The organism is Pseudomonas sp. PDM15, assembly GCF_014851565.1.
Classification (GTDB): Bacteria; Pseudomonadota; Gammaproteobacteria; order Pseudomonadales; family Pseudomonadaceae; genus Aquipseudomonas.
This window is the reverse complement of the sequence record NZ_JACVAA010000001.1, coordinates 179,756-197,714: the sequence shown is the minus strand read 5'-3', so window position 1 is coordinate 197,714 and position 17,959 is coordinate 179,756. Positions and strand designations below refer to the sequence as shown.

Genomic DNA, 17,959 nt, shown 5'->3' with positions numbered 1-17,959 from the left:
GGGAAGCGTCATCCGCAGACCAACGGCCTTGCCGGAAAATACTTAAAAGTCCAACATGGACAAATAAGTTTAATTCAAGTCCAGCGGAGTGCCTCTTCCCATGTCCAGCCCGACTCCTTATGTAATCCACCAGGCCGAAGCCGAACGCCTGCTCGCCCGCATCGACGTGCCCGCAGCCCTGCGCGACATGTTCCGCAGCCTGGCCGCCGGCCAGGCCGTGCAACCGGCGCAGCAACTGGTGGAGTTCCCCACGGGCGGCGACTTCATCAACTACCTGGGTGTGCTGGCCGAGGCTGGCGTCTATGGGGTCAAGACCTCGCCCTACATTCCCGGCCCGCAGGGCGCGGTAGTCACCGCCTGGACCCTGCTAATGTCGATGCGCAGCGGCCAGCCGCTGCTGCTGTGCGACGCCCACAGCCTGACCACCGCGCGCACCGCCGCCACCACCGCCCTGGCGGTCGACGAGCTGGCACCGGCCGGCGCCCGTCACCTGGCGATCATCGGCAGCGGCGCGGTGGCACGCGCCCACCTGCACTACGTGAAAGGCCTGCGCGAGTGGCAGAGCATCCGCCTGTACTCGCCGAGCCTGGCCAGCCGCAGCGGCGCCGAACGCGCCGAGCTGCAGGCCCTGAATAGCCGCCTGCAGCTGTGCGACAGCCAGGCAGCGGCGGTGGCCGGTGCCGAGGTGATCCTGCTGTGCACCTCCTCGGCCAGCCCGGTGTTCGATCCGCTGAGCCTCGGCCGCAACGTACTGGTCACCTCGATCAGCACCAATGCGCCACGCGCCCACGAGGTGCCGCCGGCCAGCCTGGCCGGCATGGACGTGTATTGCGACTACCGCGCCACCACCCCCAGTGCGGCCGGCGAGATGCTCTTGGCGGCGGAAACCGGCTGGAACCGCAGCAGCATCCGCGGCGACCTGCCCGAGCTGCTCAGCGGCCTGGCGCCCAAGCCGGACTACCAGCGCCCGGTGTTCTTCCGCTCCATCGGCCTGGGCCTGGAAGACATGGCCCTGGCCAACGCCCTGTACCAGCTGCGGGATCAAGGCCAATGAGCGCGGTGATCGACAGCGAGTTCCTGATCATCGGTGCCGGCATCGCCGGCGCCTCGACCGGCTACTTCCTCGCGCCGCACGGCAAGACCATCCTGCTGGAGCGCGAGAGCCAGCCCGGCTATCACAGCACCGGGCGCTCCGCCGCGCTCTACACCCTGGCCTACGGCACTCCCCAGGTACGCGCGCTGACCGCCGCCAGCCGCGCCTTCTTCGATGCGCCGCCGGCCGGCTTCAGCGAACATCCGCTGCTCAGCCCGCGCGGTGAGATGGTGGTGGACTTCAGTGGCGACGCTGAGGAGCTGCAGCGCCAGTTCGACAGCGGCAAGGCCAGCGTGGCGGACATGCGCCTGCTCAGCGCCGACGAGGCCTGCGCCCTGGTCCCGGTGCTGCGTCGCGACAAGGTGCATGGCGCCATGCTCGACCCCAGCGCTGCCGATATCGACACCGACGCCCTGCACCAGGGCTTCCTGCGCGGCATCCGCCAGCAGGGCGGGGAAATCCACTGCAACCGCGAGGTCAGCAGCATCGGCAAGGTCGAGGACGGCTGGCAGGTGCGCTGCGGCCAGCAGTTGTACAGCTGCCGCGTGCTGATCAACGCCGCCGGCGGCTGGTGCGACCAGATCGCACGGCTGGCCGGGGTCGCCCCTATCGGCCTGGTGCCCAAGCGGCGCGCCGCCTTCACCTTCCCGGCGCCGGAGGGTGTGGACTGCCACGCCTGGCCCTGCCTGGTGGACCTGCACGAGGCCTTCTACTTCAAGCCGGATGCCGGCCAGCTGCTCGGCTCGCCGGCCAACGCCGATCCGGTGGAGCCTCACGACGTGCAGCCGGAAGAGCTGGACATCGCCATGGGCCTGTACCAGATCGAAGAGCACACCAGCATGAGCGTGCGCCGTCCGGCGCACACCTGGGCCGGCCTGCGCAGCTTCGTCGCCGATGGCGATCTGGTCGGCGGCTACGACGTCCACGCCGAGGGCTTCTTCTGGGTCGCCGCCCAGGGCGGCTATGGCATCCAGACCAGCGCGGCAATGGGCGAGGCCTGCGCCGCGCTGATCCGTCGCCTACCGCTGCCGACGCGCTTCGCTGAGTTCGGCCTGACCATGCAGATGCTCTCGCCTTCCCGACTGGGATGAGTTACGGCACACTCGCTGCGCCCCGTCATGCGGGGCGCAGAACCGGAGCCCTTGCATGAAGCCGACACCCGCCGCCGACCTGGACAATTTCCGCGCCATCGCCGATGCGATCGCCACCCTGTTCTTCCCCCATGCCGAGGTGGTGCTGCACGACCTGCGCACGCAGAAGATCGACCATATCGCCAACAACCTGTCCAAGCGCGCGGTCGGCGACGATGCAGCCCTGGAAGACATGCTCAGCGGCGAAGTCGACGAGCGCAATATCGGCCCCTACGAGAAGCTCAACTGGGATGGACAGAAGATCCGCTCGGTCAGCACCGTGCTGCGCGACGGCCGGGGCACGCCGATCGCCGTGCTGTGCCTGAACCTGAATATCTCACTGTTCGAGACGGCCAAGCAGGCGCTCGACCTGTTCCTCTCCGCCAGCAAGGTGATCCCACAGCCCGACGCGCTGTTCCGCGACGACTGGCAGGAGCGCATCAACACCTTCCTGCATGGCTGGCTGCAGCAACGCCAGCTCGGCCTCGCCCGCCTCAGCCGCGAACACAAGCGCGAGCTGGTCGAGGCCCTGCACGCCGAGGGCGCGTTCAAGGGCAAGAGCGCGGCCAACTACGTGGCCAATGTGCTCAACATGGGCCGCGCCACGGTGTACAAGCACCTCAAGGAGATCAAGGGCGAGGCCTGAGCCCTCAGGGCCGCGAGTACGCCTGGAACAACAGCCGCACCTGCGCGCTCGGCTCGCCGAAGTACCTGCGGTACAACGGCTCGATCTCGCCGCTGCGGTATACCTGGCTCAACTCGCGATCCACCAGCAGGCGGAAGTCATCGTCGCCACGCGCCATGACCAGCGACAGTGACTCCAGCTCGAACAGCCGATCCAGTACCTGCAGATCGCCGGCCGCACGACTGAGCGCCACCTGGTTCTGCAGCACCACGCGATCGGCGAAGAAGGCGTCGGCCTTGCCCTGCGCCACCACAGCCACGCCCTCGGCATAGCTGGCAACCGGCACCACACTGGCCTGCACGCCATACAGGCGCAGCTTGTCGCGCACCCAGCGCTCGGTGACGCTGTCGCCGATGACCGCGAAGCGCTGGCGGGTCAGGCCGCGATTGATGGTGGCGCGCCACTGCGGGCCGCTACGCTGGGCCTGGCCGTTGAGCGACGCCACCAAGCTGGGCGAAGCGTCGCTGCGCACCACCACACCACGCCCGGCCGGATAGATCGGCAGCGAGAAGTTCAACAGTTCGCGCCGCGCCAGGGTCTCCACCAGACCGCTGCACAGCAGGTCGACTTCTCCCGCCTGCAGCGCAGTCAGCACTTGGTCACGCGCCAGCAACCGATAGTGCACTTGCAGCCCTGCGAGGCCGAGCTCGCGCTCGACCCGTTCGGCCACCCGCTGGCACAGCTCAATGCCATAGCCCCCCGGCCGCTCGCCCTGCTGCGAGGAAAATGGCGCCAGGTCGGCCAGGTAGCCGAGATTGAGGCTGTTGCTGCTACGGATCCGCTCCAGCGTCTGCGCCGCCAGCGGCTGTGCCAGCAGCAACGCCATCAGCATCCAGGCTGCGCGCTTCATGGCGTCTGCTCCTTCAGCGCCATGCGCTGTTCCAGCATGCGATCGGCGATGTAACCGAACAGCAGGTAACCCACCGCGGTGACGATCATGCCGCCGAACACCGCCTCGGTACCCGAGGCATACAGGGCGTAGAAGCTGTAGGCCATGGCCAGCGCCAGGGCGACCATGTTGCGGTACTGGATGCCCCGCGCCACGCCGGCCTTCTGCATGATGATCAGCAGCGCGGAGAGCGCGGTGATGTACGGAATGATGTTGGTCACCGCCGCCAGGTTGACCAACTTGCTGAACTGCTCCGAGGCGTTCGGCGAGATGGTCGACACCGCCATGCCGGTCTGCAGCACGGCATTGGCGATCAGGCCGAGCAGCGGCGCGCCGAGCAGAGTGACCCGGGCAAACAGGCGCGGGAACATGCCCTGCTCAGCAGTCACCTTGGCGGTCTGCGCCAGGGTGAACTGCCAACCCAGCAGCGAGCCGACACAGGCCATCACCGCCAGGGCCATGATGATGTCGCCGACCCAGCCGTTGAACATCTTCGCGTAGACGAAGGCAAACGGTGCGCTGGAGTTGGCCAGCTCGGCGTTCGGCACTATGCCCATGATCACCGAGGTGGACAGCACATAGACCACCGCCGCGCCGAGGGTGCCCAGCAGGCAGGCCAGCGGCACGTTGCGCTGGGGGTTCTCCACCGCATCGGAGTTCTGCGCCGCCGACTCCATGCCGAGGAAGGCCCACAGGGTCAGCGGAATGCTCTGCGCAATGGCGTCGCTGGTGGCGATGCCGTTGGGGTTCCAGGCCTGGCGGAAAATATCGGGATCGAACCAGAACCAGCCGATCACCGACAGCCCGGCTACCGGGATGATCACCCCCCATACCGTCACCGAGCCGATCTGCCCGGTGACCTTGGGCCCGCCGAAGTTGGCCAGCGAGGTCAGCCAGATCAGGCCGACACTGCCGACGAACAGCGGGATCGCGCCGCTGCCCAACCAGGGAAGGAATGGTGTCAGGTAGCCCACCGCCGAGATGGCGATGGCCACATTGCCGATCGCCAGCGACAGGAAGTACAGGTAGGAACAGAGAAAGAACGCCGACTTGCCATGGGCCTCCTCGGTGTAGGCCGACATGCCGCCGGGCCGCGTGCAGTAGATGCCGCACTGCGAGAAGCAGTAGGCGATGGCCATCGAGCCTATCGCCGTGATGATCCAGGAGAGCAACGACACCGCCCCCAGCTGGGCCATGCTCGATGGCAGCATGATGATGCCCGAGCCCATCATGTTCACCGCCACCAGGGTGGTCAGCCCCGTCAGCCCCATTTTCTTGCCTGTCGCCGCCATGGTCGCCCCCTTCCCTATCAGCCCCTCCTCATACTAGGTGGAGCGCAGCGGCTGCGCCTGCGGCGGCGGGCAAAATTCAGGCGTCGTGCATCGCTCGCGAATCGACCGGCGCCTGTTCGCGCTGATGCAGGCAGTAGTCGCGAAGCACCTCGGCCACGCGCAATCGGTAGTCGGCGAATACTCCGCCACGACCGGCCAGCTGCGCCTGGCGATGCTCCTCGGTATTGCGCCACTGGCGCACGGCTGCCTCGTCGCGCCAGAACGACAGCGACAGCAACTTGCCAGGCTGGCTGAGACTCTCGAAGCGCTCGATGGAAAGGAAGCCGTCGATGGCCTGCAGCTGCTCGCGCAGGTCGGCGGCCAGCCCCAGGTAGGTGTCGCGCCGGCCCGCGGCCGGCTGCACCTCAAAGATCACCGCGATCACGACTGCGGCTCCACGCCCAGCGTCCCCTCCACCACCTCGAGGAAACTGCGTTCCTCGCGCAGGATGAAGCGCTTGTCCTGGGCCAGGGCAAAGTTGGCGCGGCCCTCGGCGTCGCTCTTCAGCCGGGCGCGGTAGGCCTCGTAGGCGGCCAGACTGGGAAAGGCGATCAGGCCCCAGGCGATGTCGTTACTGCCTTCGTGCGGCAGGAAGTAGCCGAGCAGGTGACCACCACAGCGCGGGATGATGCGCCCCCAGTTCTCCGCGTACTCGCGGAAGGCTTCGCGCTGGAAAGGGTCTATCTGGTAGCGGATGAAACAGGTGATGGGCATGGCACGTCCTCCTCGGTTGATGGGGCCACGCTAACGCTTTGTCGCCACCCGATGGTTCGACTAGGATCGAACCATGAAAGACGGACCCAACATTGCCCGCATCGCCGCGCTGATCGGCGACCACGCCCGCGCCGAAGTGCTCACCGCACTGATGGCCGACCGCGCCCTCACCGCCACCGAACTGGCCAACCTCGCCGGGGTCAGCAAACCGACCATGAGCGCGCACCTGGCCAAGTTGCTCGACGCCGGCCTGATCGCCGGCGTGGCCCAGGGGCGCCACCGCTACTTCCGCCTGGCCGACGCCGACGTCGCCCGCCTGCTCGAAGCATTGATGGGCGTGGCCTTCCGCGCCGGCGCCGTACGCGTGCGCTCCAGCCCGCGCGAGCCGGCACTACGCAAGGCGCGGGTGTGCTACGACCACCTGGCCGGGGAATTGGGCGTGAAGGCCTACGAGACGCTGCTGCATCGAGGAAAGCGGCGAGGAGCTGCGCCTGACCGAGGCCGGCAAGAATTGGTTCGGCGCACTGGAAATCGATGTGGAGGCCGCTGCAGGACGGCGGCGCCACCTGTGCCGCCCCTGCCTGGACTGGAGCGAGCGCCGCCATCACCTCGGCGGCGCCTTGGGCGCGCAGCTGCTGCAACGCCTGTTGCAGTTGGGCTGGGCCAAACGCGACCCGGCCTCGCGGGTGGTCGCATTCAGCGCCAGCGGCGAGCGCGAGCTGGAACGCCTGCTGCAGAGCTGAACGGTGTCAGCTCCGCCTCGCCTCAGTCGCCGTAGATATCGAAGCTGAAGTATTTGGCCTGGATCTTCTGATATTCGCCGCTGGCACGGATGCCGGCGATGGCCGCATTCAGCTTGTCCAACAGCGCCTTGTCGCCCTTGCGCACGGCAATGCCGGCGCCCTCGCCGAAGTAGGCAGGGTCGGTGAAGGCCGGACCGACGAAGGCGAAGCCCTTGCCCTGCGGAGTCTTGAGGAAGCCCTCATCGACCGGGATGGCGTCGGCCAGGGTGCCGTCGACACGGCCGGAAACCAGGTCCAGGTAGATCTCGTTCTGCGAGCTGTAGCGCACCACTTCCACGCCCTTGGGCGCCAGCACCTCGGTGGCGAAACGGTCGGTGGTGGTGGCGCGCTGCACGGCGATGCGCTTGCCGCTGAGGCTGCTGAAATCGTCACTGACCACGCTGCCTTGCTTCATCGTCAGGCGCGCCGGGCTGTAGTAGTACTTGCCGGTGAAATCCACCGACTTGCGGCGTTCGTCGGTAATGGTCATGGACGACAGCACGGCGTCGACCTTCTTCACCTTGAGCGACGGGATCAGGCCGTCGAACTCCTGCTCCACCCACTGACATTCGACCTTCATCTGGGCGCAGAGCGCGACGCCGATGTCCACGTCGAAGCCGGCAATCGAGCCGTCAGCCTGCTTGAAGGCGAAGGGCGGATAGGCAGCCTCGATGCCCAGACGCAGGGGCCTGTCGGCGGCGAACAGGTTGGAGGCCATCAGGCTCAGGGCGAGGCCGCCCAGCAGTGCGAGTTTCTTCATGGTGTGACTCCCGGATGCGCCCACCGCGAGGCGGGCAGGTTGGCAAATGGCTGGGCAGAAGAAAGGGCCGCCGGCGCGAACCGGAACGAGCGAGGAGAGAGGAATAGCTGGCGCTGGAGCATGATCGACGAACCGCTATTTTGTACTTATAAATCCATACTGGACTTTTATGTACAAATCGTCAACAGCCGTTCGCCTACCGCCGATCATGGTGAAAGGCAGCGGTGCTCATCTGATTTTCAGGGTTTGGACCAGCGCTGCGCCGCCTGCTGATCGCTGCAGCGTCCTTCCACCCAGCGCGCTCCGTCCGGGGTGTCTTCCTTCTTCCAGAACGGCGCGCGGGTCTTCAGGTAATCCATGATGAAGTTGCAGGCGTCGAACGCCGCCTGGCGGTGGGCGCTGGCGGTGCCGACGAAAACGATGGGCTCGCCCGGCTGCAATTGGCCGACCCGGTGCAGCACCTCCACGCGCAGCAACGGCCAGCGCTGCTCGGCCTCGCTGACGATGCCGGCCAGGGCCTTCTCGGTCATGCCCGGGTAATGTTCGAGGAACATGCCGCGCACGTCCTGGCCATCGTTGTAGTCGCGCACGTAGCCGACGAAGGTGGCTACCGCACCGATGCCAAGGTTGGCGGCGTGCAGCGCATTGAGCTCGACGCCCGGATCGAAGGCCTCGACCTGTATCCGGACGCTCATCTCAACCGCCTGTGACCGTGGGGAAGAACGCGATCTCGTCACCGTCGGCGATTTCGGTCTCCAGGCCACAGAGCTCCTGATTACGCGCGCACATCAGGTTCTGCTCGGCCAGCACCTGCCACACGCCGCCACGGCTCTGCAGATGCTCGCGCAGCTGTTCCAGGTTGCTCAGCGCGGCACGCTGCAGCTGCTCGCCCTCGATGCCCAGCACCTCTCGGTAGCGGGCGAAATACTGTACGCGGATCATGTCAGGCTCCCTGCCTCGTGATAGTCCAGATGGTAATCGCCGCTCTTGCCGCCGGACTTCTCCAGCAGGCGTACGGCCTCGATGCAGATGCCGCGGTCCACGGCCTTGCACATGTCGTAGATGGTCAGCGCGGCGACGCTGGCGGCGGTCAGCGCCTCCATCTCCACGCCGGTCTGCCCTGCCAGCTTGCAGCGCGCGACGATGCGCACGCAGTCGATACCCTCGGCTTCCAGCTCGACCTTGACGCTGGTCAGCAGCAGCGGGTGGCACAGCGGAATCAGCTCGTGGGTCTTCTTCGCCGCCTGGATACCGGCGATGCGCGCCACGGCGAACACGTCGCCCTTGGGATGGCTGCCGTCGGCGATCATCGCCAGGGTCGCGGGCAGCATGCGCACACGGGCTTCGGCCACGGCCTCGCGGGAGGTCACCGCCTTGTCGGTGACGTCCACCATGTTGGCGCGGCCTTGGGAATCGAGATGGGTCAGCACGGTCTGGCTCCGGGATAGATGCGGCCATTGTAACGCCGCCGCCACAGAGCGCGCGCGCCCGCACGCTCCTCCGGTCGGAAGAGCGTGCGGCTGCATCGGTTACATGTGCGCTTCGGCGTACTCGGCCAGCACCGAGCGCGGCACCCCTTGCAGGGTGATGTGCACACCGTGCTCGAAGTCCTTGAAGCGCTCGGTGAGGTAGGTCAGGCCGGAGCTGGTGGCGGACAGGTAAGGCGTGTCGATCTGCGCCAGGTTGCCCAGGCAGATCACCTTGGAGCCCGTACCGGCACGGGTGATGATGGTCTTCATCTGGTGCGGGGTGAGGTTCTGGCACTCGTCGATCAGGATCAGGCTGTGCTGGAAGCTGCGCCCGCGGATGTAGTTGAGCGACTTAAATTGCAGCGGCACCTTCTGCAGGATGTAGTCGACGCTGCCGTGGGTGCTTTCGTCATCCGAATGCAGTGCCTCCAGGTTGTCGGTGATGGCGCCGAGCCAGGGCTCCATCTTCTCCGCCTCGGTGCCGGGCAGGAAGCCGATGTCCTCGTCCAGGCCCTGCACGCTGCGGGTGGCGATGATGCGGCGGTAGCGCTTGCTGACCATGGTCTGCTCGATGGCCGCGGCCAGCGCCAGGATGGTCTTGCCCGAGCCGGCGGCGCCGGACAGGTTGACCAGGTGGATATCCGGATCGAGCAGGGCGAACAACGCCAGCGACTGGTAGATGTCCCGCGGCTTGAGGCCCCAGGCCTCCTGGTGCAGCAGCGGCTCCTGATGCAGGTCGAGAATGGTCAGGGTGCTGCCCTCGATGCCCTTGACCCAGCCGACGAAGCCCTGCTCGTCGATGATGAACTCGTTGATATGCACGGCCGGCAGGTTGTCGGTGAGCTGCACCTGGTGCCAGGTACGGCCATGGCCTTGGCGGGTCTCGACCTTGCTCACGCGATCCCAGAACGAGCCGCTCATGTTGTGGTAACCGCGTGACAGCAGGGACACGTCGTCGACCAGCTGGTCGGTATGGTAGTCCTCGGCGGAGATGCCACAGGCACGCGCCTTCAGGCGCATGTTGATGTCCTTGGTCACCAGCACCACGCGCATGCCCGGATTGCTGCTGCGCAGGTCCACCAACTGGTTGATGATCTTGTTGTCGTTGAGGTTTTCCGGCAGCCAGGTGATGGGCTCGGCACGCTTGCTCATGAGGATCGACAGGCTGCCCTTCGGCCCGCTCTTGCCGCGCTGGATGGGGACGCCCTTCTCGACGTCCTCGGGAATCGCATCACCGAGTACCTGGTCGATCAGGCGGATGGCCTGGCGGCATTCGGCGGCCACCGTGTGCTTGCCGGTCTTGAGCTTGTCCAGCTCCTCCAGCACGGTCATGGGGATGGCGACGTGGTGTTCCTGGAAATTCAGCAGCGCGTTGGGATCGTGGATCAGGACGTTGGTGTCGAGGACGTAGAGGGTGGGCTGGGTGGAGCGGGTGCGTCCGTGATCATCCATACTCGGTCACCTTATCGAGGGGCCTGGACGACAGAGCCTCTACAGCTCCGTCGCGGAGGACCGCCCACCTCCCGAACGGAGCGGGATACGCGAGCAAAGGTGATGGCCGAGGGCCGCCACCTGTGCTGCAGGGTTCGGCGGTCTGCTTTTTTAATACCCCAATCTGGATGACAGAAAAAAGAACTTTTTCTTCGGCCGGAAGCTTTTTTTACAGCGCGACGAATAACGCTTGGCGAGGCGCAAGTGCACCGTTAAAGTCGGAAGTCCTCCCTGCGGCAAAGCCTTCACAACGCCGCTTCGCTTCAGTTCTCTTGGTCTACCTCTCTCGCTCGGCACAGCCCGGCAGATGCGCTCCTGCCCGTCTCGTCAATCGCTCTCATAGGTAGAGCTGTGGACGCCATCCAGCCTAGAATCGCGCCTCGCTTACTGGAGAGCCACTCGATGCTGTTGGTGATTTCCCCCGCCAAGACCCTGGACTACGACACCCCGCCGCCCATTGGCCGCTTTACCCAGCCCGAGCACCTGGACCATGCCCAGGAGCTGATCGGCCAGCTGCGCGAGATGAGCCCGCAGCAGATCGGCGAGCTGATGCATCTGTCGGACAAGCTGTCGGCGCTCAACGTGGCGCGCTATGGCAGCTGGCAGCGGCCGTTCAATCCGTCCAACGCCAAGCAGGCGCTGCTGGCGTTCAAGGGCGATGTGTACACCGGCCTGCAGGCCGAGGACTTCTGCGAGGCCGACTTCGACTTCGCCCAAAACCACCTGCGCATGCTCTCCGGCCTGTACGGCGTGCTGCGCCCGCTGGACCTGATGCAGCCGTACCGCCTGGAGATGGGCACCAAGCTGGCCAATGCCCGCGGCAACAACCTCTACGACTTCTGGGGCGAGCGCATCAGCGGCTGGCTCAACGAGGCGCTGGCCGCGCAGGGCGACGACATCCTGCTCAACCTGGCCTCCAACGAGTACTTTGGAGCGGTCAAGCGCAAGGCACTGAACGCTCGGGTCATCGACACCGAGTTCAAGGACCTGAAGAACGGCCAGTACAAGATCATCAGCTTCTACGCCAAGAAGGCCCGCGGCCTGATGGCGCGCTACGTGATCAAAGAGCGCATCCGCGATCCCCAGCAGCTCAAGGCCTTCGACTACCAGGGTTACCGCTACAGCGCCGAGCAGTCCAAACCGGACAGCCTGGTGTTCCTGCGCGATCATTCAGAGGACTGATCTGGCCGGCTGGGCCAGTACGCCGGCGCCGGGAGTGGTTATGATCGGGCCTCCCCTTCCTCGCGAGACAAGGAGTGCCCATGACCCAGCCCGTAGTCCTGATCACCGGTTGCTCCAGCGGCATCGGCCGCGCCCTGGCTGAGGCCTTCAAGGCCGCTGGCTACCAGGTCTGGGCCTGCGCCCGCAAACCCCAGGATCTCGCCGGCCTGACCGCCGCTGGCTTCGTCGCGGTGGCGCTGGACGTCAATGACGCCGTGGCCGTTCAGCGCGCCGTCGAGCGCGTGCAGAGCGAGGCCGGGCGCCTCGACGTGCTGATCAACAATGCCGGCTACGGCGCCATGGGCCCGCTGCTCGACGGCGGCGCCGAAGGTATGCGCCAGCAGTTCGAGACCAACGTATTCAGCCTGGTCGAGCTGACCCGCGCCTGTTTCCCGCTGCTGCGCGCCAGTCGTGGCCTGGTGGTCAATATCGGCAGCATTTCCAGCGTGCTGATCACTCCGTTCGCCGGCGCCTACTGCGCCTCCAAGGCTGCGGTGCATGCGCTCTCCGGCGCCCTGCGCCTGGAGCTGGCGCCGTTCGGCGTGCAGGTAATGGAAGTGCAACCAGGGGCTATCGAGTCCAGCTTCGGCGCCAACGCCAGCCACAGCGCCGAGCAGCTGGTCAACGAACAGTCGCCCTGGTGGCCGGTGCGCGAGGGCATCCGCGCCCGCGCCAATGCCTCGCAGGAGAAGCCGACGCCAGCCGCGGAGTTCGCCGCCATCCTGCTGGCCGCCGTGCGCCAGGCCAAGCGTCCGGCCCTGCTGCGCATCGGCAACGGCAGCCGCAGCCTGCCGCTGATCAATCGCCTGCTGCCGCGCAAGCTGATGGACCGCATGCTGAGCAAGCGCTTCGGCCTGAATACCCGGCTGTGACTGCCATGCCGCGCCGCTTCCCGCTCTACCGCTACGTCCTGGGTGCGACGGCGGCGGCGTTCCTGTTCAACGTCTTATTACGCGTTCCGCTGAAGATCGGCGGCATGCCCGCCACGCTGCTGGCGGCACTGCTCAGTGCCTGGGCCCTGTGCACCGCCTTTGCCTGGATCGAGGGGCGCCGGCCGCAAGCGGTCGAGCGCTGGCTGCTGGTGGCGCTCTACAGCTTGCAGCTGGGCCTGCTCTACCTGGTGATCCTCGGCCTGATGTGGCTGAAGGACGAACCCGGCGACATGGGCCTGCTGCTGTTCTTCTTCCACTACCTCGTTTACCCGGCGGCCCTGCTGCTGGTGCTGCACATTTCCCGCACGCGCCCGGGCTAACGGACTGCGCAATCGGGCAAGGCCTGGCATTCACCCGCTGCGTTGCCGGCTGCCGACAGCGGCGCGCCAAGGCGCCGGTCATCCGGCGCCAGGCGACGCGCGCAGGCTCTGGCCGCGCTGGCCTGGGACACGCAGCCACGCTCGTTGAGCATCTCCGACAGGTTGAACCAGCCGGCGGCGAAATCACCGCGGCGGCTCAAGCTGTCACGCAACTGCCGTTCGGCGCCAGCTCGGTCGCCCGATGCATACAGCAGATTGGCCATGGCGAAGCCAGGCAGCGGCTCTTCGGGCCACTGTCGCAGCGCCGTCCGATAGGCCGTCGCGGCGGCTTCGCGCTGGCCGGTCTGCTCCAGGTCGCTGGCCGCCTGCATCCAGGAGGTCAGCTGCGGCTCCGCCGGTAGGCGATCCGGCGGCAGAGTCAGCACGGCCCAGCGCCCTGCGCGCGCCCAGGTGCGGTCGAAATCGGTGAAATCGGTGGTCCAGCGCTTGGTTCGCGCCGAGCGCAGGACCAGCTCCTGACGCTCGCGGTCGTAGCCAACGGCCACCGCGAAGTGCCATTGCGGGTACCAGTCCAGCCCCAGGTTCTGCATCACCAGCACCGGGTTGCCAGCCGCCAGTTGCGCGAGAACGGCGTCCAGCTTCGGCTGCAGCGGGTAGACGAGTTGGCCGTGCTGGCGCGCGCTGGCAATCAGCTCGACCTTCAGGCTGCCCTTGCGCGCCGGCAGGTAAACGCTCGGCAGCAGCGCCTCGGGCGAGGTCTCTACGCCGCGCTGCACCAGCACGGTGGCCAGGGCCGCCGGGCCGCACTGGTAGTCATCCTGGGGGAAGAACGGGGTGTCGGCGAGTTCGACCCGCGCGGGCAAGCGCTCGCTGCTGGCCGACAACTGCAGCTGCTGGCCGGCACAGCCGGTCAGCATCAGCACAGCGAGGGCCAGAGGCCCCCACCTCAGCGCAGGCATTTCACGAAGCTGAAGATATCGGTGGCGCAGAGCATGTCGGTGATGATGAAGATCACCAGGAACAGCACGATGATCCCGACCACACCGGCACCTGCCGGCTCCTCGGACAGCTGCTGGTTGAACTGGGCCAGCTCGGCCGGCGTCAGGCTATCGATGCGCTTCTCGACCTGGGCACGATCCACGCCCATCTCCTGCAGTTTCTGCTGCACCTGCTGGTCATCCAGCATCGCTCGCAGCTGCTCGCGGTCGACCTGCTGGCGTTGCTCTTGCAGCACCTCGGGCGTGCCGAGCATTGCCGCATTGGCCAACGGCACCTGGGCGAACATCAGCAGATTGAGGGCAGCGAGAACGGCAGCGAGATAACGCTTGAACGGGTGGGTACGCATGACGGCGACTCCTGTTGGTATTGTTATCTTCTTGACCCGCTGCGCTACGCCCTGGTTCCCACATGTTGCTGTCAGACCCGCTACAAGCCACGCCCACTCTGCTCCCCAGCCTGCGCGACGAATACCCGGAGTGGCATAGCGGCCGCCCGCGCTACGCACTCTGGTCGATTCCGGTGGACTGCCCAGCGGTGCTCCAGCGCCTGCACGAGGCTCGCCGGTTGCTCGGCGACTGGCTGCATCCCGTGCAAGGGCGCCAGGCGCATATCAGCCTGTTCATCTGCGGCTTCCCCTGTGCCCAGCCATACCATGACGACGACATCGGCACTGCCGTTCTGCAGGCCCAGCACAGCGCTCTCGCAGGCTTGAACGTAGCGCCCTTCGAACTGCAGCTCGGTGGCCTGAACAGCTTTGCCAGCGCCGCCTTCCTCGGCGTAAAGGACGATGGGCAGCTCGACCAGCTGCGCCAGGTGCTTTCTCCCCTCTCCTCGGAGATCCGCCAGGTCGCCTATGTGCCGCACCTTACCGTCGGCATCTACCGGCAAGCCGTTAGCGCCGACCGCTGGCGCGAGCGTGCCGAGCCCCTGCGCGACTGCTCGCCGCTGACCCTGGCGGTACGCGAACTGCAACTGGTCAGCTATGCCGCACGCGAGCTGCAGGGTCCGCTGCGCATCGAGGCGCGGGTCGCGCTAGCATAGGCCGCGCACTCGTCAGGACGACTCCCATGCTGCACACCCTCGCCGTCGGCAACTACCGCTCCATCAACAATCTGGTGATGCCGCTCGGCCGCCTCAACCTGATCACCGGCGCCAACGGCAGCGGTAAGTCCAACCTGTACAAGGCCCTGCGCCTGCTGGCCGAGACGGCGCGCGGCGGGGTGGTCAATGCGCTGGCGCGTGATGGCGGGCTGGAGTCGACGCTATGGGCCGGTCCGGAAAAGATCAGCCGCCGCATGAAGAATGGCGAGGTGCCGATCCAGGGCGGTCCGCGCAGCGAGGTGGTGCGCCTGCGCCTGGGCTTTGCCGGCGAGGACTTCGGCTACGCCATCTCCCTGGGCCTGCCACAGCCCTCTCACTCGGCCTTCGCCCTGGACCCGGAGATAAAGCGCGAGTGCATCTGGGCCGGGCCCTGCTATCGCCCCGCCTCGTTGCTGGTGGATCGCGAGGGCCCGCTGGTCCGTCAGCGCGAAGGCCGCAGCTGGCAGGTGCTGGCCCAGCACCTGCCGAGCTACGACAGCCTGTTCGACCAGATCGGCAACGATCCGGGCTGCCCGGAGGTGTTCCAGTTGCGCGAAACCATTCGTCGCTGGCGTTTCTACGACCACTTCCGCACCGACGCCGATGCCCCGGCGCGCCAGCCGCAGTTGGGCACCCGTACCCCGGTGCTGCATCACGACGGCCGCGACCTGGCCGCCGCCCTGCAGACCATCCGCGAGATCGGCGACCGTCAGGCCTTGGAACAGGCCATCGCCGACGCCTTCCCCGGCTCCGAGCTGAGCATCGACTTCCAGCCCGGCGGGCGCTTCAGCGTGGCGTTGCGCCAGGAAGGCCTGCTGCGCCCGCTATCGGCCGCAGAGCTGTCCGACGGCACCCTGCGCTATCTGCTGCTGGTAGCCGCCCTGCTCACGCCCCGGCCGCCCTCGCTGATGGTGCTCAACGAGCCCGAGACCAGCCTGCACCCGGACCTGCTGCCGGCCCTGGGTCGCCTGATCATCGAAGCCTCCAGGCACACCCAGGTGTGGGTGGTGTCCCACGCGCGCCGGCTGATCGCCGCGCTGGAAGAACACCCGGAGTGCAATTCCATCGTTCTCGACAAGAGCCTGGGGCAGACCGCCATCCAGGGCCAGGGCATGCTCGACGAGCCGGCCTGGCACTGGCCGGACTAGGCTCTCCCCGGCTCAGCCGCGAGCGCCGGCTTGGGCTGGCGGAACACCAGCACGTTGCCGAGCATCACCAGCAGCAGGCCGAACAGCGCCGGCGCCGTCCACTGGTAGCCCTCGACGAATACCGAGATATTTAGCGCCACCACCGGGAACAGCACGGTGCAGTAGGCCGCGCGCTCGGGCCCCATGCGCCCGACCAGGGTCAGGTAGGCGGTGAAGCCGATCACCGAGCCGGGAATCGCCAGGTACAGCAGCGAGCCGATGTAGCGGGTGTTGGCCTCGAAGGTGAACGGCACGCCGGCGACCACGCAATAGCCGACCAGCAGCAGCGCACCGTAGAACATGCCCCAGGCATTGGTGGTCAGTGGCTTCAGTCCGGCCTGCTGCTGCAGGCTGGAGAGCAGGTTGCCGGCGGAGAAACACAGGGTGCCGAGTACGGCCAAGCCGATGCCGAGCAGGGTTTCGCGGCTGGCCTGGTGGTGCGACAGCTCCGGCCAGAACAGCAGGCCCAGACCGAGCAGGCCCAGCGCGCCACCGGCCAGCACGTTGGCGGCGACCCGCCGGCCCATGAATATCCGCGCGTTCAACGCATTCCACAGGGTCGCCGTGGAGAAGATCACCGCCACCAGGCCGCTGGGGATCCACTGGCTGGCGGTGTAGAAGCACATGAAGTTGAGGCAGAACAGGCACAGGCCCTGGGCCATACACAGCAGCTGGCCGCGCCGGTCGAGGCGCTGCAGGCGGCGGCTGAGCAACAGCATGGCGAACAGCACACTGGCCGCCAGGGCGAAGCGGTAGGCGATGGACGCCGGAATGGCCACCTCGCCCAGCTGCAGCTTGAGGGCGATCCAGGTGGTGCCCCAGATCAGGACGGTGAGCAGGTACAGCGACAGGTTCATGACAAGGCTCCATTGATCCGAGCAGTCTCCTCCCTGCCCACCATCGCCGCTTGCACAAACTTGCGCTTATCTGTCGTCCGCCGCTGGCGGCGCGGCGCCGTGGGAGTAGGATGGCAGTATCTTCTGCAACCGCCCGCAGCCCGATGGCCAGCCTCGAACAGAACCTGGTGTTCCAGTCGCTCAGCAGCTCGCCCAACGCGCGGCTGCTGCGTGGCGCCGAGCTGGGCGACGAACTGGCCGCGGCGCTGTGGACCAACCATCACGACGCCCGCGACTACCAAGGCCCGGACCACCACACCCTGTCCTGCTACCTGGCCGGCGGCACCGGCACCTTCCGCCGCGAACGCCCGGGCAGCAAGGGTGCGCCGGACAAGCTGTGCGTATTGCCGGCCGGCCACGAGTCGTCCTGGGTGATCAACGGCGACATTCGCCTGGCCCACCTCTACGTCAGCCCGCAGCGCTTCGCCGCCAGCGCCGTCACCCTGCTCGACCGCGAGCCGCGCGAACTGCAGCTGCGCGAGAGCACCTTCCTCGAAGATCCACGGCTGGCCGTGCAATTCCGCCAACTGGTGAGCCTGAACTGGGACGAGCCGGGTGAACGGCTGCTGGCCAGCAGCCTGGCCCACGAGATGATCAGCCACCTGCTGCTGAGCCAGGTGGGCCTGCGCCAGGGTCTGAAGCTCAAGGGCGGCCTGGCGCCGCACCTGCGTCGGCGCCTGGTGGACTATATCGAGCAACACCTGGACCAGGCGCTGTCACTGGGCGAGCTGGCCCAGCTGGCGGCGCTGTCCGAGTACCACTTCGCGCGGATGTTCCGCGCCAGCTTCGGCCTGCCGCCACACCGTTACGTGCTGCAACGCCGCCTGCTGCGCGCCCGCGAGCTGTTGCAGCACGGCCACCTGGCCCTGGGCGAGATCGCCCTGGCCTGCGGTTTTGCCAGCGCCAGTCACTTCAGCAACCGCTTCCGCGAAGCCTTCGGCGCTGCGCCGGGGCTGATGCGCGCGGCGCGCTAGGGCCTG

22 protein-coding genes are annotated in these 17,959 nt (G+C 66.9%); 10 read left to right on the top strand and 12 right to left on the bottom strand.

The window, feature by feature from the left end; all coding sequences use genetic code 11:
* Positions 1-100: 100 nt before the first annotated feature.
* From IB232_RS00975 to IB232_RS00965, 3 genes are read left to right on the top strand one after another with little or no spacing between them, the layout of a single operon-like run.
* Positions 101-1,054 (top strand): ornithine cyclodeaminase family protein, encoded by a 954-nt coding sequence (locus tag IB232_RS00975; RefSeq protein ID WP_192396701.1) that lies wholly within the window; start codon positions 101-103, stop codon positions 1,052-1,054.
* Entirely contained in the window at positions 1,051-2,184 is a 1,134-nt protein-coding gene (locus tag IB232_RS00970) for an NAD(P)/FAD-dependent oxidoreductase (RefSeq protein ID WP_225592073.1), read from the top strand. The genes IB232_RS00975 and IB232_RS00970 overlap by 4 nt, the downstream gene beginning before the upstream one ends.
* A gap of 55 nt (positions 2,185-2,239) precedes the next feature.
* Entirely contained in the window at positions 2,240-2,869 is a 630-nt protein-coding gene (locus IB232_RS00965) for a transcriptional regulator (protein WP_192396700.1), read from the top strand.
* Positions 2,870-2,873: 4 nt separating this feature from the next.
* Here IB232_RS00965 and IB232_RS00960 read toward each other — a convergent pair whose 3' ends face one another.
* From IB232_RS00960 to IB232_RS00945, 4 genes are all read right to left on the bottom strand, one after another.
* Positions 2,874-3,758 carry an amino acid ABC transporter substrate-binding protein gene (locus IB232_RS00960; protein ID WP_192396699.1) on the bottom strand — a complete coding sequence of 295 codons (885 nt, stop codon included), beginning with the start codon at positions 3,756-3,758 and terminating at the stop codon, positions 2,874-2,876.
* A complete protein-coding gene (gene potE, locus IB232_RS00955; RefSeq protein WP_192396698.1) occupies positions 3,755-5,089 on the bottom strand; it encodes a putrescine-ornithine antiporter in 1,335 nt (444 codons plus the stop codon). The genes IB232_RS00960 and potE overlap by 4 nt, the downstream gene beginning before the upstream one ends.
* A 76-nt stretch (positions 5,090-5,165) precedes the next feature.
* On the bottom strand, positions 5,166-5,513 hold the full coding sequence (locus tag IB232_RS00950) for an antibiotic biosynthesis monooxygenase family protein (RefSeq protein WP_192396697.1): 348 nt from the start codon (positions 5,511-5,513) through the stop codon (positions 5,166-5,168).
* Positions 5,510-5,842: an NIPSNAP family protein gene (locus tag IB232_RS00945; protein ID WP_192396696.1), complete on the bottom strand. Its 333-nt coding sequence runs from the start codon at positions 5,840-5,842 to the stop codon at positions 5,510-5,512. The genes IB232_RS00950 and IB232_RS00945 overlap by 4 nt, the downstream gene beginning before the upstream one ends.
* A 73-nt stretch (positions 5,843-5,915) precedes the next feature.
* Between IB232_RS00945 and IB232_RS00940 the strand changes: the two genes are divergently transcribed.
* Entirely contained in the window at positions 5,916-6,620 is a 705-nt protein-coding gene (locus tag IB232_RS00940) for an ArsR/SmtB family transcription factor (protein ID WP_225592072.1), read from the top strand.
* Here IB232_RS00940 and IB232_RS00935 read toward each other — a convergent pair.
* From IB232_RS00935 to IB232_RS00915, 5 genes are all read right to left on the bottom strand, one after another.
* Positions 6,608-7,384 carry an ABC transporter substrate-binding protein gene (locus IB232_RS00935; RefSeq protein WP_192396695.1) on the bottom strand — a complete coding sequence of 259 codons (777 nt, stop codon included), beginning with the start codon at positions 7,382-7,384 and terminating at the stop codon, positions 6,608-6,610. The two genes, IB232_RS00940 and IB232_RS00935, sit on opposite strands and share 13 nt — an antisense overlap.
* A gap of 239 nt (positions 7,385-7,623) precedes the next feature.
* A complete protein-coding gene (moaE, locus tag IB232_RS00930; protein WP_192396694.1) occupies positions 7,624-8,079 on the bottom strand; it encodes a molybdopterin synthase catalytic subunit MoaE in 456 nt (151 codons plus the stop codon).
* A gap of 1 nt (position 8,080) precedes the next feature.
* Entirely contained in the window at positions 8,081-8,326 is a 246-nt protein-coding gene (locus IB232_RS00925; protein WP_192396693.1) for a MoaD/ThiS family protein, read from the bottom strand.
* Positions 8,323-8,814, bottom strand: coding sequence for a cyclic pyranopterin monophosphate synthase MoaC (gene moaC, locus IB232_RS00920; RefSeq protein WP_192396692.1), 492 nt, complete (start codon positions 8,812-8,814; stop codon positions 8,323-8,325). Before moaC ends, IB232_RS00925 begins: the two co-directional genes overlap by 4 nt.
* A 99-nt stretch (positions 8,815-8,913) precedes the next feature.
* Positions 8,914-10,305, bottom strand: a complete 1,392-nt coding sequence (locus IB232_RS00915; RefSeq protein WP_137974218.1) for a PhoH family protein — start codon at positions 10,303-10,305, stop codon at positions 8,914-8,916.
* Between the two features lie 441 nt (positions 10,306-10,746).
* Here IB232_RS00915 and yaaA point away from each other — a divergent pair, with 441 nt between their 5' ends.
* From yaaA to IB232_RS00900, 3 genes are all read left to right on the top strand, one after another.
* The gene (gene yaaA / locus IB232_RS00910; RefSeq protein WP_192396691.1) at positions 10,747-11,526 is read left to right on the top strand and encodes a peroxide stress protein YaaA; all 780 of its coding nucleotides are present in this window, start codon (positions 10,747-10,749) and stop codon (positions 11,524-11,526) included.
* Positions 11,527-11,606: 80 nt separating this feature from the next.
* Complete coding sequence (locus IB232_RS00905; protein WP_192396690.1) at positions 11,607-12,437, top strand: SDR family oxidoreductase; 831 nt, start codon at positions 11,607-11,609, stop codon at positions 12,435-12,437.
* A 5-nt stretch (positions 12,438-12,442) separates the two neighbouring features.
* On the top strand, positions 12,443-12,817 hold the full coding sequence (locus IB232_RS00900; RefSeq protein ID WP_192396689.1) for a hypothetical protein: 375 nt from the start codon (positions 12,443-12,445) through the stop codon (positions 12,815-12,817).
* On the opposite strand, the gene IB232_RS00895 is transcribed toward IB232_RS00900, so the two are convergent.
* Both IB232_RS00895 and IB232_RS00890 read right to left on the bottom strand, forming a co-directional pair.
* Positions 12,814-13,734 (bottom strand): PA2778 family cysteine peptidase, encoded by a 921-nt coding sequence (locus IB232_RS00895; protein WP_225592107.1) that lies wholly within the window; start codon positions 13,732-13,734, stop codon positions 12,814-12,816. The genes IB232_RS00900 and IB232_RS00895 overlap by 4 nt on opposite strands.
* A gap of 29 nt (positions 13,735-13,763) precedes the next feature.
* Positions 13,764-14,162, bottom strand: coding sequence for a PA2779 family protein (locus tag IB232_RS00890; RefSeq protein ID WP_192396687.1), 399 nt, complete (start codon positions 14,160-14,162; stop codon positions 13,764-13,766).
* 62 nt (positions 14,163-14,224) lie between these two features.
* On the opposite strand from IB232_RS00890, the gene IB232_RS00885 reads away from it, so the two are divergent.
* Entirely contained in the window at positions 14,225-14,857 is a 633-nt protein-coding gene (locus IB232_RS00885; protein WP_192396686.1) for a 2'-5' RNA ligase family protein, read from the top strand.
* Positions 14,858-14,883: 26 nt separating this feature from the next.
* Complete coding sequence (locus IB232_RS00880; RefSeq protein ID WP_192396685.1) at positions 14,884-16,044, top strand: AAA family ATPase; 1,161 nt, start codon at positions 14,884-14,886, stop codon at positions 16,042-16,044.
* Here IB232_RS00880 and IB232_RS00875 read toward each other — a convergent pair.
* Positions 16,041-16,940, bottom strand: a complete 900-nt coding sequence (locus IB232_RS00875) for a DMT family transporter (protein ID WP_192396684.1) — start codon at positions 16,938-16,940, stop codon at positions 16,041-16,043. The two genes, IB232_RS00880 and IB232_RS00875, sit on opposite strands and share 4 nt — an antisense overlap.
* 143 nt (positions 16,941-17,083) lie before the next feature.
* Between IB232_RS00875 and IB232_RS00870 the strand changes: the two genes are divergently transcribed.
* Positions 17,084-17,953: a helix-turn-helix domain-containing protein gene (locus IB232_RS00870; RefSeq protein ID WP_192397250.1), complete on the top strand. Its 870-nt coding sequence runs from the start codon at positions 17,084-17,086 to the stop codon at positions 17,951-17,953.
* The last annotated feature ends 6 nt before the right edge of the window (positions 17,954-17,959 follow it).

What these genes read in the sequence shown, in the direction of transcription:
- IB232_RS00975 (WP_192396701.1), top strand. Translation starts at nt 101, where the DNA reads ATGTCCAGCCCGACTCCTTATGTAATCCACCAGGCCGAAGCCGAACGC.
- IB232_RS00970 (WP_225592073.1), top strand. Translation starts at nt 1,051, where the DNA reads ATGAGCGCGGTGATCGACAGCGAGTTCCTGATCATCGGTGCCGGCATC.
- IB232_RS00965 (WP_192396700.1), top strand. Translation starts at nt 2,240, where the DNA reads ATGAAGCCGACACCCGCCGCCGACCTGGACAATTTCCGCGCCATCGCC.
- IB232_RS00960 (WP_192396699.1), bottom strand. Translation starts at nt 3,758, where the DNA reads ATGAAGCGCGCAGCCTGGATGCTGATGGCGTTGCTGCTGGCACAGCCG.
- potE (WP_192396698.1), bottom strand. Translation starts at nt 5,089, where the DNA reads ATGGCGGCGACAGGCAAGAAAATGGGGCTGACGGGGCTGACCACCCTG.
- IB232_RS00945 (WP_192396696.1), bottom strand. Translation starts at nt 5,842, where the DNA reads ATGCCCATCACCTGTTTCATCCGCTACCAGATAGACCCTTTCCAGCGC.
- IB232_RS00940 (WP_225592072.1), top strand. Translation starts at nt 5,916, where the DNA reads ATGAAAGACGGACCCAACATTGCCCGCATCGCCGCGCTGATCGGCGAC.
- IB232_RS00935 (WP_192396695.1), bottom strand. Translation starts at nt 7,384, where the DNA reads ATGAAGAAACTCGCACTGCTGGGCGGCCTCGCCCTGAGCCTGATGGCC.
- moaE (WP_192396694.1), bottom strand. Translation starts at nt 8,079, where the DNA reads ATGAGCGTCCGGATACAGGTCGAGGCCTTCGATCCGGGCGTCGAGCTC.
- IB232_RS00925 (WP_192396693.1), bottom strand. Translation starts at nt 8,326, where the DNA reads ATGATCCGCGTACAGTATTTCGCCCGCTACCGAGAGGTGCTGGGCATC.
- IB232_RS00915 (WP_137974218.1), bottom strand. Translation starts at nt 10,305, where the DNA reads ATGGATGATCACGGACGCACCCGCTCCACCCAGCCCACCCTCTACGTC.
- yaaA (WP_192396691.1), top strand. Translation starts at nt 10,747, where the DNA reads ATGCTGTTGGTGATTTCCCCCGCCAAGACCCTGGACTACGACACCCCG.
- IB232_RS00905 (WP_192396690.1), top strand. Translation starts at nt 11,607, where the DNA reads ATGACCCAGCCCGTAGTCCTGATCACCGGTTGCTCCAGCGGCATCGGC.
- IB232_RS00900 (WP_192396689.1), top strand. Translation starts at nt 12,443, where the DNA reads ATGCCGCGCCGCTTCCCGCTCTACCGCTACGTCCTGGGTGCGACGGCG.
- IB232_RS00895 (WP_225592107.1), bottom strand. Translation starts at nt 13,734, where the DNA reads ATGCTGACCGGCTGTGCCGGCCAGCAGCTGCAGTTGTCGGCCAGCAGC.
- IB232_RS00890 (WP_192396687.1), bottom strand. Translation starts at nt 14,162, where the DNA reads ATGCGTACCCACCCGTTCAAGCGTTATCTCGCTGCCGTTCTCGCTGCC.
- IB232_RS00885 (WP_192396686.1), top strand. Translation starts at nt 14,225, where the DNA reads ATGTTGCTGTCAGACCCGCTACAAGCCACGCCCACTCTGCTCCCCAGC.
- IB232_RS00880 (WP_192396685.1), top strand. Translation starts at nt 14,884, where the DNA reads ATGCTGCACACCCTCGCCGTCGGCAACTACCGCTCCATCAACAATCTG.
- IB232_RS00875 (WP_192396684.1), bottom strand. Translation starts at nt 16,940, where the DNA reads ATGAACCTGTCGCTGTACCTGCTCACCGTCCTGATCTGGGGCACCACC.
- IB232_RS00870 (WP_192397250.1), top strand. Translation starts at nt 17,084, where the DNA reads ATGGCCAGCCTCGAACAGAACCTGGTGTTCCAGTCGCTCAGCAGCTCG.